This is a genomic window from Kitasatospora nipponensis, from assembly GCF_039528135.1.
GTDB classification, from domain to species: Bacteria; Actinomycetota; Actinomycetes; order Streptomycetales; family Streptomycetaceae; genus Kitasatospora; species Kitasatospora nipponensis.
This window is the reverse complement of sequence record NZ_BAAALF010000084.1, coordinates 21,082-33,462: the sequence shown is the minus strand read 5'-3', so window position 1 is coordinate 33,462 and position 12,381 is coordinate 21,082. Positions and strand designations below refer to the sequence as shown.

At 73.9% G+C, this 12,381-nt stretch carries 12 protein-coding genes; 5 read left to right on the top strand and 7 right to left on the bottom strand.

The genetic code is table 11. From position 1 onward, the window contains the following. Positions 1 to 71 precede the first annotated feature (71 nt). From ABD323_RS22445 to ABD323_RS22425, 5 genes are all read right to left on the bottom strand, one after another. Positions 72 to 1,331, bottom strand: coding sequence for an LPXTG cell wall anchor domain-containing protein (locus ABD323_RS22445; RefSeq protein WP_344443680.1), 1,260 nt, complete (start codon positions 1,329 to 1,331; stop codon positions 72 to 74). 93 nt (positions 1,332 to 1,424) lie between these two features. Continuing rightward, entirely contained in the window at positions 1,425 to 1,796 is a 372-nt protein-coding gene (locus ABD323_RS22440) for a YrdB family protein (protein WP_344443679.1), read from the bottom strand. A 106-nt stretch (positions 1,797 to 1,902) separates the two neighbouring features. Further along, entirely contained in the window at positions 1,903 to 2,343 is a 441-nt protein-coding gene (locus ABD323_RS22435; protein ID WP_344443678.1) for a GNAT family N-acetyltransferase, read from the bottom strand. A 9-nt stretch (positions 2,344 to 2,352) separates the two neighbouring features. Continuing rightward, entirely contained in the window at positions 2,353 to 3,570 is a 1,218-nt protein-coding gene (locus ABD323_RS22430) for an ARPP-2 domain-containing protein (protein ID WP_344443677.1), read from the bottom strand. 36 nt (positions 3,571 to 3,606) lie between these two features. After that, entirely contained in the window at positions 3,607 to 5,064 is a 1,458-nt protein-coding gene (locus ABD323_RS22425) for a hypothetical protein (protein WP_344443676.1), read from the bottom strand. 223 nt (positions 5,065 to 5,287) lie between these two features. Here ABD323_RS22425 and ABD323_RS22420 point away from each other — a divergent pair, with 223 nt between their 5' ends. From ABD323_RS22420 to ABD323_RS22410, 3 genes are all read left to right on the top strand, one after another. Continuing rightward, a complete protein-coding gene (locus tag ABD323_RS22420) occupies positions 5,288 to 5,803 on the top strand; it encodes an NUDIX hydrolase (protein ID WP_344443675.1) in 516 nt (171 codons plus the stop codon). A gap of 72 nt (positions 5,804 to 5,875) precedes the next feature. Next, entirely contained in the window at positions 5,876 to 6,424 is a 549-nt protein-coding gene (locus ABD323_RS22415) for a DUF6817 domain-containing protein (protein WP_344443674.1), read from the top strand. 27 nt (positions 6,425 to 6,451) lie between these two features. Then, positions 6,452 to 6,820: a hypothetical protein gene (locus ABD323_RS22410; protein ID WP_344443673.1), complete on the top strand. Its 369-nt coding sequence runs from the start codon at positions 6,452 to 6,454 to the stop codon at positions 6,818 to 6,820. An 11-nt stretch (positions 6,821 to 6,831) separates the two neighbouring features. Here ABD323_RS22410 and ABD323_RS22405 read toward each other — a convergent pair whose 3' ends face one another. Further along, positions 6,832 to 8,532 (bottom strand): DUF885 domain-containing protein, encoded by a 1,701-nt coding sequence (locus ABD323_RS22405; protein ID WP_344443672.1) that lies wholly within the window; start codon positions 8,530 to 8,532, stop codon positions 6,832 to 6,834. 147 nt (positions 8,533 to 8,679) lie between these two features. Further along, a complete protein-coding gene (thiC, locus tag ABD323_RS22400) occupies positions 8,680 to 10,545 on the bottom strand; it encodes a phosphomethylpyrimidine synthase ThiC (RefSeq protein ID WP_344443671.1) in 1,866 nt (621 codons plus the stop codon). Positions 10,546 to 10,847: 302 nt separating this feature from the next. Here thiC and ABD323_RS22395 point away from each other — a divergent pair, with 302 nt between their 5' ends. Continuing rightward, positions 10,848 to 11,054, top strand: coding sequence for a hypothetical protein (locus tag ABD323_RS22395; RefSeq protein ID WP_344443670.1), 207 nt, complete (start codon positions 10,848 to 10,850; stop codon positions 11,052 to 11,054). A gap of 188 nt (positions 11,055 to 11,242) precedes the next feature. Then, the coding region (locus tag ABD323_RS22390) for an SPFH domain-containing protein (protein ID WP_344443669.1) at positions 11,243 to 12,381 on the top strand (1,139 nt) is incomplete at its 3' end.

Genomic DNA, 12,381 nt, shown 5'->3' with positions numbered 1-12,381 from the left:
CGCGGCGGTGCGGGGGGGCCCCCCCCCCCCGGGGGGGGCCCCGGGGGAGCGGGCGGTCACCGCTGCCGGTGTCAGGCCCGACGGCCGCGGCGGCGCATCAGCAGCATCACGCCGGCGCCGGCGGCCAGCAGGGCCGCGCCCAGGCCGGCGATCGTGCCGGTGCCGCTGGAGCCGGTGGAGGCCAGTTCGCCGCCGCCGCTCGCGGCGGCCGAGGCCTGGTGGCTCGCGGTGGCCGGGGCACTCGCCTTGGCGCTGCCGTGCGCGGCGCTCGGCGTGGCACTCGCCGCGGCCGGCGTGGTGGCGGCCACCGGGGCGGCGCTCGCGCCGGGGGCCGGGGCGTCCGGGTTCACGCAGTCCAGCGCGTCGGCGGCCGGGGCGACGGCGAGCTTCTGGGAGGCCCAGAAGTAGTTCGGCCCCTCGCCCGGGTAGTAGCCGAAGCCCAGCGTGCTGTCCGCCGTGTTGACCTTGAAGTTCTTGCCCACGCTGATCCGGGCGTTGACCACCCGGTCGGAGACCGGGCCGGTGGCCCACTTCACCAGGTCGACGTCGTTGCCGTCGAAGCCGGCGGCCTGCATGCCGACCTTGTGCCAGGCCTTGGTGGCCGGGTCCTGCACGTCGATCTCGGCGTCGCAGGCCGAGGGGCCCGACATCTGGCCCACGCCCTGGCCGGCCCAGACGAAGAAGCTCGCCCGGTCCAGGTGCCAGTCGAAGCCGTTGGCGGTGGTGATCCTGACCTGGAACGGGTGCGCCCGGCCGTCCGCGGGGATCGGCGCCGGCAGGCCGACCACCTGCACGCCCAGCCCGCCGACCTTCAGGTTGAGGTAGCCGGCCGCGGTGCTGGAGGTGCGCGCCGACGCCAGGTCGGGCGCGAGCACGCCGCGCAGCTGGAGGTCCTGGTCGATCTCCTGCTGCGCGGTCTGCGGCAGCTGGATCCGCAGCCGGAAGGTGTGGCTGGCACCCGGCTTGAGGTCGAGCGGGGCACCGGTCAGGTCGACGGTGCCACCCGCGTACTGCACCGAGCCGCTGTCCGCGGCGCTCAGCGCCAGCGGCTTCCAGCTGTCGGCCGGGCCGTCCGCGTACTGCATCGCCACCTGGTCGAGCGCGAGCTGGTCGGCGCCGAGGGTGAGGACCAGGTGGTTGGTGGTGTCCTCGACCGCCGAGGTGTTGGCGACCGTGACGGTCCCCTCGGCCCACGGGCCACCGGCCTGCAGCGAGGAGAAACCGGTGAAGGAGGTGCTCTCCCCGGACGTCCCCGCCTGCGCGGCAGGGGCTGCCAGCGCGGCGGAGGAGATCAGGACGGCGGAGGCCACCAGGGCGTGACGTATCTTCATGCGAAGCCTCTTGGGCGTGACTAGGGCGCGGAAGGATCGGCCGCGACGGCACGGAGAACGACCTGCGTGCCGGGTCACCCTAGCGCCCGGTGATCACCGCTCCCGCACCTGGTTCATCAACGCCTCCCGGTCCAGGGTGGCCAGAACGGTGTTGACCAGGACGAACACCGCGAAACCGGCACCCCAGAGCGGTCCCGCCACCACCGCCAGCGCCGCCGCCCCGGCCGCGAAGACCACCGCCTTCACCACCAGGACACCCGCCAGCGGCAGCTTCACCGTGGCCCGCGGGGCGGCGTAGCGGCCCCACAGCACGGCCGCGGCGAGCGGGGCGCCCAGGCCCAGCAGCAGGTGCCAGATCAGCTGGTCACCGACCGTGAAGCCCCACCAGGCGAGGAAGCCGAGCGCGGCCAGCTCGACCAGGAAGGCGACGCCCTCGTTGACGTAGTGCACGGCCTTGGGCAGCATGCGCGCCCCTTCCCCCGGTAGCGGTCACTGACACCGCGGAGCCTAGCCCTCCGCACGGATCCGCGAAATCCGTTTGCGGGCACCGCCGCAGGCCCCCCGGCCCGGCTCAGGCGTGCGGCAGCTCGTGGGCGAAGTGGAAGGCCACGATGGACATCCGGTGGCCGTGGTAGAAGCGGTGCGCGCCGTGGTTGGAGACCCCGGAGTCGAGCTCGATGCGGATGCAGCCCGCCTGCCGGGCCCGCTCCTCCAGCTCCACCAGCAGCCGCCGGCCCACCCCGCCCGAGCGAGCCTCGGGGTCGGTGACCAGGTCGTCGACGAAGAGCAGCCGCCCCCGGCTGGTCGCCAGCACCCGGTGCGCGGCGACCGCCACGCACCGCCCGTGCGGCTCGTAGGCGGCGGTGAAGACCAGGCCTTGGCGGTGCGCCTCGAAGGCGAAGGCGGTGAAGTCCGCCCTGGTCAGGCCCGGGCGGAGCAGCCGGATCAGCGGTGCGACATCGCGCTCCAACTCGGGATCGTCCGGCGTGACATCACTGATGATCAGCTCCATCCGTCCACCCTACGCGGCTCCCGGACCCCCTCCGGCCCCCCGGCCGGCGGGGCCCGCCTGCCGGCGGAACCCGTCCAGGACGTCCTGGCGCAGCAGGAAACCCAGGCCCGCCGAGGCCAGCCGCAGGCCCAGCTGCGCCTCGGTGCACCCGAGCTCCGCGGCGGTCGCGGACAGCCGCCAGTCGTGCGCCGCCAGCCGGCTCAGCAGGTGGCCGCGCCGGGTCTGGTTCTCGGAGAGCCGGAAGGTCTTGAGGTAGGCGAGCCGGCCGTGCTCGTCGGTGATCGTCTCGCCGAGGTGGTTCTCCTGCTTGAGCCGGAACTCCGGCAGGAAGCGGGAGAGCGTGAAGCGGCCCATCCGGTGGACGGCCCGGAAGGTGTGCCGGGCCGCCAACAGGCCCGCTGCCATGGTGCCGTCGTGGAAGTGCGCCCAGGCGCTCTCCTGCTCCTCGGCGGCCGCCCGCAGGTCGGCCAGCGAGCGGATGCCCGGGCCGGCGATCGTGGCCCGGAAGTCGTCCAGCGGCAGCATCAGGCTGGTGTAGTGGTACACCAGCTCGCCGTAGAGGTCCTGCACCAGGCTCGGGTGCAGCGCCCGGTAGTCCTCCGGGTGCGGCACCACGAAGGCGGCGGCCAGCGCGTCCCCGGTGTAGAGCAGCACCCCGCACTGGCCCGGGTGGATCTCGAAGTGCCGCAGGGCGTCGGCCAGGCCGCGCACCCGCCCGCCGAGCAGCGCCTCCTCCGCACGCGGTGACAGCCCGCTCCGGACGGCCTGCTGGGACCACTCGGCCCAGGCGATGGTGGGCCCGCCGAAGTGCAGCGACAGGAAGCCCTCCAGCGCCAGGTGCAGGGGCAGGAACCGCAGCCGCCGGCGGCTGGTACCGCCGTCCGGCCGGGTGTGCTTCTCGCGCCGGGCCAGCCGCTGGTGCAGCCGCAGGTCCATCGACGGCGGAGCGGCGCGCTCGGCCGGCCCGCCCAGCCAACTGCCGTAGGCGGCCACCGGGCTGCCGTCCGAGCTCCAGTCCGCCACGAAGGCGTGCGGCACGTAGCTGGCGTACGAGGCGCGCCGGCCCAGCTCGACCAGGCCCGCGTCCTCGGGGTAGAGCCGCTCGTGCAGTCGCAGGTCGGTGATCGGCTGCTCGCGCACCAGCGGTACCAGGCGGATCGCGCCCCAGAGCTGGGCGGGGGCCGTGCGCAGGCCGGTGAGGTCCAGCGCGGTGGGGGCGGTGCTCATCGGTCCTTCCAGGTGATCATCGGTCTTCCCGGGCGTTCATCGGTGCTCCCGGGGGCTCTGCGCCAGGAAGGCGGCCACCCTGGCCGCCAGGTGCGCGCGCAGCTCGGCCAGTCCCGTGCGGCCCTCCGCGAACTGCGCGAACTCCGCCAGCACCGGGAGGTCCTCGGCGTCGCGCAGGCCGGCGGTCGGCACGCTCGGCGCCAGCCGGCGCACGTCGAAGTCCTCCGCGTCGTAGACCGGGTTGAGGTGCACGACGCTGGTGCGGTGCTGCGGGTCCAGCCGGGTGCGCCAGATCCGCAGCACCTCACCGGCCAGCCCGGGCGGCGCGTTGTCCCAGCCGTCGGAGACGATCACCAGCCGCTGCGGCGCGCCGTCCAGCGCGTCCAGGATCCGCCGCCCCAGCGGGGTGGGCCCCGAGGGCCGGACCAGCAGCGGGTCCTGCTGCCCCGACGTCCAGTACCCGCGGTACTCGCCGGCCAGCGCGGCCAGCAGGTAGTGCGCCCCGAGGGCCGCGGCCAGCGGGCGGCGGCGCTTGGCACCGGAGCCGTAGCTGGAGAAGCTGTCGTCCAGCACCGCCGCCACCGTGCCCCAGCTGCCGCGCCGCGGACCGGCCGCGCGAGCCGCCGCCGCCCGCAGTGCCCGCGTCAACTCGTCCCGGCGCGCGACGCGTTCGTCGATCGGCAGGCCGAGCACGTAGGACGCCAGCCGGGTCAGCGGCATCCCCGTCAGCTCCGTGCGGACGGCGTCGGCGCCGTGGCCGGCGGCCGAGGACTGCAACCGCAGCCGCTCCAGACGGGTCAGCCGCGGGGCGATCCGCTCCAGGAACTCCCCGCGCGGCACCCCGTGCTTGGCCGCGAAGCCCTCGGCGACCGTGTACGGCAACTGGTAGAGCGCGGCCTGCTCGTAGTGCGCCCGGCGCCAGGCGTCCAGCAGCGGCGCCCGGTAGTGCGGGCGGCGCTTGATCCGGAAGAGGAAGTCCCCCACCTCCGGTTCGGCGGTGGGCAGATGGGCGTGCCGCAGCGCGGTGCGCAGCGCGCCGCGGTACTTCACCGCGTCCAACTCCTGGTCGGGGCGGGCGGCCAGCCAGTCGCGCATGATCGCGCGGGTGCGGCGGTTGTTCACCTTGGCCGAGCGCAGCGCGCCGAAGAGCCGGTAGACCCGCTGCGGCGGGAGCACCTCGAGCCGACGGGCGATCAGCCGGCCCTCGGTGCGGCGTTCGGCGGCGGTGGCCTCGCCCGCGCTCTCCAGCAGCCGGCGCACGATCAGCGCCGCGTTGTGGTCGTTGATGTCCAGCGCGAGCGTGGCGGCGTACAGCTCGCGGTAGTTGACCAGTAGGTAGGAGTGCAGGAAGTCCAGCGAGAGGCGCTGCTCGGCCGCCTCGCCGTGGAACTCGCGCTGGCCGGTGGCGGTGATCGCGGCGTTGACGAAGAGCAGCACGTCGTCGGCGGCGATCAGGTCCGCGGCGGCCTCGCCGCTGTCCGTACCGGCATCCACGCTCGCGCCTTCCGGGGTCCCCCGGCGCCCGCGAGGGGCCGGGCAGGGGTCAGGGAGCCGGCCGGGGAATGGGGGCGCGAGCTGCGAATCATTGCGTCAGAGGCAGGTTCCGGAAGTCGCACCGGAGTCCCGCGGCCGGCAGGGGCGACCGTAACAGAGCGGGCCGACGGCGGGCGCGCGGATTTCCCGCGGCCGGCCGGGCACGGCCGGTTAGGCTCGACCCATGGCTACCCCCGACTTCATCGCCCAACTGCGCGCGGCCTACGGCTCCGGCCCGCTCTGGCTCTCCGCCGCCATCGCCGTCCCGCTGGACGAGCAGGGGCGGGTGCTGCTGGGCAAGCGCGCCGACACCGGCAACTGGTCGCTGATCGGGGGCATCGTCGACCCGGCCGAGCACCCCGCCGACACCGCGGTGCGCGAGTGCTTCGAGGAGGCCGGCGTGGTCGCCGTCCCCGAACTGCTGACCTCCGTCACCCTCTCGCCGGAGATCACCTACCCCAACGGCGACCAGGTGCGCTACCTCGAACTCACCTTCCGCTGCCGGGCGGTGGGCGGCGAGGCCCGGGTCAACGACGACGAGTCGCTGGCCGTCGGCTGGTTCGCGCCCGACGCGCTGCCCGAGCTCAACGCCAACGACCTGGAGCGCCTGGAACTGGCGCTGAAGTGCACCGACCGGACCGCCTTCACCTTCTCCGGCCTGCCCGCCGTCCTCGGCGACCGGGCCACGACTGCGAGCTGACCGGCCGTCATGCCAAGTCGCCCCGAACCTGAACCCGACCCGGACCTGGCCCCGGTCCCGGAGCCCGCCGCGGTGGACCCCCGGGAGTCGGCCGCCCGCCGGCTGCTGCGCGAGCTCGGCGCCACGGAGCTGGAGCACCCCGGCGGCACCCTGCTGGCCCACCTGGACCGGGTGGCCGACCAGCTGACGCGCTGGGGCGCCCACCGCGACCTGCGCCTCGCCGGCCTCTGCCACGCCTTCTACGGCACCGACGGATTCGCCCTCGCGCTGCTCCCGCCGGAGCGACGCGACGAGCTGGCCGCCGTCATCGGCACGGCCGCCGAGGAGAGCGTCTACTGCTACGCCGCGTGCGACCGCAAGGCCTCCTACCCCACCCTCGCCGCCCCCGACGCCGCCTTCCGCGACCGTTTCACCGGCGTCGTCCACACCCCCGCGCTGCACCTGCGCCGGCACCTCGCCGAGATCACCGCGGCCAACGAGCTCGACCTGGCCCGCCACGACCCGGCCTTCCACGCCCGCTGGTCCGGCCCGCTGCTCACCCTCTTCACCCGCCTGCGCCCCCTGCTCAGCGAACCCGCCTGGCAGGACTGCGTGCGCGTGCTCGCCGGCCGGCAGCCGTAGGCCCCCAGGGCCTCTAGGCTCGCCGGCATGCGGATCCTGCTGACCCGGGCCAGTGTCGCCATGGGCGACGACGCCACCGCTCCGAACGCGGCCGAGCGCACGCTGCCGGACGCGGCGACCCTGACCGAGCTCGCCGCGCTGGTCGCCACCGCGTACGTGCCGCGGATGGGCGGGGCGTGCTGGGTGCTCTCCCTCGGGTACGGCGCGCCCGCCGGTCCGCCGCTGGCGCTGCTCGCCGAGCCCTGGGAACGCCCCCGGCTGCTGCCGGCGGCGCAGCGGCTCGGTCCGCTCGCCGCCCTGGCGGACCGGGACGGCGAGCTGCGGACGTACTGCGACTACCGCTGGCGCGAGAGCCCCGAGCAGGTGTGGCGGGAGCTGACCGGCCGCACCCCCTGAGTCGGACGGGGTCAGAGGACGGCCAGGGCGTCCGGCAGGTCGTCCAGGCCGTACGAGCCCTGGGCGAGCGCCTTCATGTGCCACGCCTTCAGGTCGAAGTCCGCGCCCTGGCGCCGCTCGGCGGCCTGGCGGCCGCGCAGCCAGGCCCGCTCGCCGAGCTTGTAGCCGATCGCCTGGCCCGGCCAGCCCAGGTAGCGGGTGATCTCGCTGGTGCGGTGCGCCGCCGAGCCGGCCAGGTACTCGGCCATGAACGCGTCCGCCAGCTGCGGCGTCCAGCGCTCGCCCGGGTGGAAGCCCGAGTCGGCGGGGATCACCAGGCCCAGGTGCATCCCGGTGTCGATGATCACCCGGATGATCCGCATCAGCTGCTTGCCCAGGTAGCCCAGGCGCCGCCCGGGGTCGGTGAGGAAGCCCAGCTCGTCCATCAGCCGCTCCGCGTACAGCGCCCAGCCCTCCACGTTGGCGCTGACCTTGCCGAGCGAGACCTGGTAGCGGCTGAGCCGGTCCGCGCTGGCGACCCACTGCGCCAGCTGCAGGTGGTGGCCCGGCACGCCCTCGTGGTACCAGGTGCTGACCAGCCGCCAGGTCCGGAAGCTGTCGCGGCCCATGGTCGGCAGGTAGGTCCGCCCGGGGCGGCTGAAGTCGAGGCTGGGCCCGGCGTAGTACGGCGCGGCCGAGCTGCCGGACGGGGCGATCCGCGACTCCACCCGGCGCAGCGGGCCGCTGATGTCGAAGTGGGCGCCGTCCAGGGCCTCGATCGCCTCGTCCATGATCTGCTGCAGCCAGACGCGGATCGCCTCCTCGCCCTCGATCACGTGCCCGTGCGCGTCGAGGTGCTCGCGCGCCTGCGCGATGCTCGCGCCGGGCAGCACCCGCCCGGACTCCGCCCGCATCTCGGCGACCGTGCGGTGGAACTCCTCCCACGCCCAGCCGTACGCCTCGGCCACGTCCACGTCGGATCCGGTCGCCAGCCGGGCCGAACGCCGGTAGCGCTCGGGACCCACCGCGTCCGGCACCTCGGCGACGGCCGGCAGGTAGGTCCCGTGCAGCCACTGCCGGAACTCGCCGACGGCCGCCGTGGCCGCCCGGGCCGCGCCGTCCAGCCGGGGCCGCAGCCGCTCGGAGCCGTCCGCCACGAAGTCCGCGAACCAGTCGACCCCGGCGGCGTCGCGCCCGGTCCACGCGTCGAGCTGCCCGATCACCGTGGTCACCTGGCGCGGGGCGGAGAGCAGTCCGCGGGACATCCCCTCGGCCAGGGTGGTGCGGTACTGCTCGAGTGCGCCGGGCAGGTGGGCCAGCCGCCCGGCCACCACCTGCCAGTCCTGCTCGCTGTCGGTGGGCATCATCGCGAAGATGGAGCGCAGCTGGATCAGCGGCGAGTTGATGTTGCGCACCTGCCGGAAGTGGTCACCGGCCGCGTGCCCGGCCAGCTCGGCGCCGAGCCGCTCGCGCAGCAGCCGCGCGCAGTCCCGGTCCGGCCCCTGCCACCGGTGCGGCAGCTTCTCCAGGCGGTCCAGCGCCGCGAGCGTCCCGGCGGCCAGTTCGGCGCGGGCGTCGTACCCCTGGGGCGAGAGGTCCGGCTGCCGGTCGTCGCCCGGATTCAGCCCCAGCCACACCGCGGTCATCGGGTCCAGCGCGGCCAACCGCTCCACGTAGTCGTCGGCAAGGCGCCGCGGGGTCATCAGCTCGTCTGACATGTGCTCATCTGACATGCACCCATCCTGCCAACTGATGAGACGACGAGTCAGTACACCACCGGCAAAGAAAGCTGCCGAAACCTCACACGCGCGGCGCTGGAGAGCCCCCTCCACCCCCCAGAGCCGCGCGCGCGAGCCGGGCCCGGGGGCCCGGCGACCCGGTCAGTCCGCCAACGGCAGGTAGACCCGGTTGCCCGACTGCGCGAACTCCTCCGACTTCGCGGCCATTCCGGCCAGCGCCTCCGCGTCGAACTCGCCGACGACGGCGGTGGAGCCCTCGCCGTGCTCCGCACGGATCTTCTGGCTGATCTTCATGCTGCAGAACTTCGGTCCGCACATCGAACAGAAGTGCGCGGTCTTCGCGGGTTCGGCCGGCAGCGTCTCGTCGTGGAAGGCGCGCGCGGTCTCCGGGTCGAGGGCCAGGTTGAACTGGTCCTCCCAGCGGAACTCGAAGCGGGCGTCGGAGAGCGCGTCGTCCCAGGCCTGCGCGCCGGGGTGGCCCTTGGCCAGGTCGGCGGCGTGCGCGGCGATCTTGTAGGTGATCACGCCGGTCTTGACGTCGTCGCGGTTGGGCAGGCCCAGGTGCTCCTTGGGCGTGACGTAGCAGAGCATCGCGGTGCCCCACCAGGCGATCATCGCGGCGCCGATGCCGGAGGTGATGTGGTCGTAGCCGGGGGCGACGTCCGTGGTCAGCGGGCCCAGCGTGTAGAACGGCGCCTCGTCGCAGATCTCCTGCTGGAGGTCCATGTTCTCCTTGATCTTGTTCATCGGCACGTGGCCGGGTCCCTCGATCATCACCTGCACGTCGCGCTCGCGGGCGATCCGGCCCAGCTCGCCCAGCGTCTGCAACTCGGCGAACTGCGCCTCGTCGTTGGCGTCCGCGATCGAGCCCGGGCGCAGGCCGTCACCGAGCGAGAAGGTGACGTCGTAGGCGCGCAGGATGTCGCAGAGTTCCTCGAAGTTGCTGTAGAGGAAGTTCTCCTGGTGGTGCGCCAGGCACCAGGCGGCCATGATCGAGCCGCCGCGCGAGACGATGCCGGTCTTGCGGCGCGCGGTCATCGGCACGTAGCGCAGCAGCACGCCGGCGTGCACGGTCATGTAGTCCACGCCCTGCTCGGCCTGCTCGATGACGGTGTCCCGGTAGACCTCCCAGCTCAGCTCCTCGGCCCGGCCGTCCACCTTCTCCAGTGCCTGGTAGAGCGGCACCGTGCCGATCGGGACGGGGGAGTTGCGCAGGATCCACTCGCGGGTGGTGTGGATGTTGCGGCCGGTGGAGAGGTCCATCACCGTGTCGGCGCCCCAGCGGGTCGCCCAGGTCATCTTCTCCACCTCCTCCTCGATGGAGGAGGTCACCGCCGAGTTGCCGATGTTGGCGTTGATCTTCACCAGGAAGTTGGTGCCGATGATGGCCGGCTCCACCTCGGGGTGGTTGACGTTCAGCGGGATGACGGCCCGCCCGCGCGCCACCTCGGCGCGCACGAACTCGGCCTCGAGCCCCTCGCGCAGCGCGATGAACTCCATCTCGGGGGTGACGATCCCCCGCTTCGCGTAGGCGAGTTGGGTGACCGCCACGCCGTCGCGGGCGCGCAGCGGGCGGCGCGGGCGGCCGGGGAAGACGGCGTCCAGGTTGCGCAGGTCCCCGCCGCGCGGCGAGGTGTGCTTGATCCCGTCGTCCTCCGGGCGCCGCTCGCGGCCGTCGTACTCCTCGACGTCGCCGCGCTGACGGATCCACGGGTCGCGCAGCGCCGGCAGGCCGCGCCGCACGTCCGGCTGGTAGGCGGCGTCGGTGTACGGGCCGGAGGTGTCGTACAGCGGGACGGTCCGGCCGTTGGTGAGGTGCACCTCGCGGAAGGGGACCCGCAGGTCGGGGCGGCTGCCCTCGCGGTACGCCTTGCGCCACGCGGGGGTCGGGTAGCCGCTGGCCGCGCTGCTCACGGTGGCGTTCCCGGTGGTGGTCCCGGCGGTGTTCCCAGCAGCGTTCCCGGTGGGCTCGACCGCATCCGGGCGTGCGTCATCAAACGTGGTCATCTGACCTTCTACTCCCTACGCCGGCATTACCCGGTCCAGGTTCCTGCGGTCGGCGCAGCGGTCGGTGCGCGGTCATCGCCGCGCGCCTGTCAGCGCCCTCTCAGCCCGGTGCTCCGAGCTCCCGTTCGGCAGGCGGTCTTGCCTGCCCAAAGACGCCTTCACGGTAGCGGGCCGCTCCACCGCCGGTCCAGTGGGGTCCGCTACCCGGGCACGCGAAGTGGCCAACGGCGCGGGTGGGCGGCGGGGGCGCTGACGGTCCGCTGCGCCACACTGGACCCCCAGGACGGCGACGGGGAGGGACCATGATCGGCTACACGGGACGGGTCACCGGCAGGGTCGGTGCGGGGCTGGTGGGCGAGGTGCTGGTGCACGTGCCGGAGCGGCAGGGCACCGAGGCGTTCCTGGCCTACCCGGCGCTGCCGGGCGAGGTGCTGACGGTCGGTACGCCGGTGGTGGTGGTCGAGTACCAGCCGCCGCGGACCGTCTACGTGGCCGCCGCGCTGGGCTGAAACCCCGGTGCGCCACCCGGGTCGCACCCCGTTTCGTCACGACGTGTCACAGTGCCGCAGGACACGCCGCAGCGGACTTCCCAAGTGATCGAAACAGGCGCAGAATCTCCTGTCGCCACCGGATTCCGCGCAATCCTGCACAACCCTGCGCAGTCACGGAACCGGTGTGCCCGAAGGGGGAACAGCCGATGTTGATCGGCACCATTGCCGGCGTGGCCGCCGGTGCACTGATCGTTCTGATCGTGCTCTTCAAACTCATGTGGCGCGTCGCCGAGCCCAACGAGGCGCTCATCATCTCCGGCTCCAGGCACCGCACCGAGGGCCTGGGCGAGGGCCTGGGATTCCGCGTGGTCACCGGACGGGGGACCCTGGTCACGCCGGGCGTCCAGGTGGTCCGCAAGCTCTCGCTCGACCTCAACGAGGCCGACCTGGACGTCGAGTGCGTGACGTCGCAGGGCATCCCGGTCCAGGTCAAGGGCGTGGTGATCTTCAAGGTCGGCGACGACACGGTGTCGATCGCCAACGCCGCCCGCCGCTTCCTGGACCAGCAGAAGATGATGGGCCACCGGGTCCACAACGTCTTCGCCGGCCACCTGCGCTCCATCGTCGGCGGGCTCACCGTCGAGGAGATGATCCGCGACCGCGAGCGGCTGACCGGGGAGACCCGGGCCGCCTCCGGCACCGAGATGGAGAAGCTCGGCCTGATCATCGACTCGCTGCAGATCCAGGAGATCCTGGACCCGACCGGCTACATCAAGAACCTGGCCGCCCCGCACGCCGCGGCCGTCCAGCGCGACGCGCGCATCGCCGCCGCCGCGGCCGACCGCGAGGCCACCGAGGCCGAGCAGGAGGCCTTCGCCCGCAAGGCCCAGGCCACCCGCAACTCCGGTATCCAGCAGGCCGGTTACCAGGCCGAGATGGACACCGCCGCGGCCCGTGCGCTGCAGGCCGGGCCGCTCGCCCAGGCCGCCTCCCGGCAGGAGGTGGTGGTCCAGGAGACCAAGGTCGCCGAGCTGGAGGCGCACCGCAAGGAGCAGCAGCTGCAGGTCGAGGTCCGCAAGCCGGCCGACGCCCGCGCCTACGAGACCCGCACCAAGGCCGAGGCCGACCGCGACGCGCGGATCTCCGCCGCCCAGGCGCAGGCCAAGGAGACCGAGCTCAAGGCCGCCGCCGAGGCGAGCCGGGTGAAGATCGCCGCGCTGGCCGAGGCCGAGGCGACCAAGGCCCGGGGCCTGGCCTCCGCCGAGTCCACCCGGGCCACCGGTCTGGCCGAGGCGGAGGGGGGGGGGGGGGGGGGGGCGGGGGGGGGGCGGGGGGGGGGGGGGGG

What these genes read in the sequence shown, in the direction of transcription:
- ABD323_RS22445 (WP_344443680.1), bottom strand. Translation starts at nt 1,331, where the DNA reads ATGAAGATACGTCACGCCCTGGTGGCCTCCGCCGTCCTGATCTCCTCC.
- ABD323_RS22440 (WP_344443679.1), bottom strand. Translation starts at nt 1,796, where the DNA reads ATGCTGCCCAAGGCCGTGCACTACGTCAACGAGGGCGTCGCCTTCCTG.
- ABD323_RS22435 (WP_344443678.1), bottom strand. Translation starts at nt 2,343, where the DNA reads ATGGAGCTGATCATCAGTGATGTCACGCCGGACGATCCCGAGTTGGAG.
- ABD323_RS22430 (WP_344443677.1), bottom strand. Translation starts at nt 3,570, where the DNA reads ATGAGCACCGCCCCCACCGCGCTGGACCTCACCGGCCTGCGCACGGCC.
- ABD323_RS22420 (WP_344443675.1), top strand. Translation starts at nt 5,288, where the DNA reads ATGGCTACCCCCGACTTCATCGCCCAACTGCGCGCGGCCTACGGCTCC.
- ABD323_RS22410 (WP_344443673.1), top strand. Translation starts at nt 6,452, where the DNA reads ATGCGGATCCTGCTGACCCGGGCCAGTGTCGCCATGGGCGACGACGCC.
- ABD323_RS22405 (WP_344443672.1), bottom strand. Translation starts at nt 8,532, where the DNA reads ATGTCAGATGAGCACATGTCAGACGAGCTGATGACCCCGCGGCGCCTT.
- thiC (WP_344443671.1), bottom strand. Translation starts at nt 10,545, where the DNA reads ATGACCACGTTTGATGACGCACGCCCGGATGCGGTCGAGCCCACCGGG.
- ABD323_RS22395 (WP_344443670.1), top strand. Translation starts at nt 10,848, where the DNA reads ATGATCGGCTACACGGGACGGGTCACCGGCAGGGTCGGTGCGGGGCTG.